The 859-nt window shown below is 30.3% G+C and carries 1 protein-coding gene; it reads right to left on the bottom strand.

Translation table 11 applies throughout. From position 1 onward, the window contains the following. Positions 1 to 217 precede the first annotated feature (217 nt). Positions 218 to 859 (bottom strand): hypothetical protein (locus tag RCF13_RS14730; protein ID WP_308141295.1); only part of this gene is annotated, 642 nt, incomplete at its 5' end.

The raw sequence follows: 859 nt of genomic DNA, 5'->3' as shown, positions 1-859 counted from the left end.
AAGTACATTAAAAATAAGTAACGATATAGGGAGAGAAGAAAAATGACAAAAAAACCTTAATTTTAGCTTAATTAAAGAGTATGATATTGACTATGATATGAAAATGGATTAGTTCTAAAGTATAAATGTGATTGAACTTATTTATTTTAAGAGTGGAATGTAAAAAACTTCAGATATAATAGGGTTTATATCTGAAGTTTTTTGTTGTAGCGTATACTTAATACATAGAATCTGTGAACTTTTTGTCTACTATATTTTCTTTTGTTTGATAATCTATATCAAAATTATGTAACAGTTCTTTTGCCCAATCAATTTCTGTTTCCCAAGATTTGTTATTATGGTTAGGCTTTTTCCATGGGATTGCTTTTGTGAATCTTTTTAAGAGTTCTTTTTTAGCAAAGTCATCTGATACTAACCCGTGATAGCTATATTCTCCGTACAGCATATTTGTGGTTTTGTATAAAGGTAGTAAAGGTCCTTTCTCCCTTAATTCCTCTATTTCTTGTTGTGTAAGATCAGCATCTTCTTCATAATTGGGATATTGAAAACCTTCGAGTCTCACTTTTTCTTCTAAACTAAGTGTTATTAAAATATCTGCTTTTTTTGTATAGAAGGATCCCTTATCAGGATTTCGTCCAATTTTATAGTGCTTATTCAATACCCATAGAGCTTTAAGGAGATTAGCGGTGTTAAAAGTTTCATTATTTGGCGTAAGCGGTTGCGCTGCTGTTTGCTTATATAAAGGGAGCGATCTACATATATCTATACCTTCTATTGGACTATAGATATAACTGTTAAAACAACCTAAAGGATCCCAAGAAGTTAATGTTAAACCTTCATCTAACAAATCTCTTTCTGT

Origin of the sequence: Stenotrophomonas maltophilia group sp. RNC7 (genome assembly GCF_030910085.1) — a bacterium.
Lineage (GTDB): Bacteria > Pseudomonadota > Gammaproteobacteria > Xanthomonadales > Xanthomonadaceae > Stenotrophomonas > Stenotrophomonas sepilia.
This window is presented reverse-complemented; position numbering and strand designations above follow the sequence as displayed.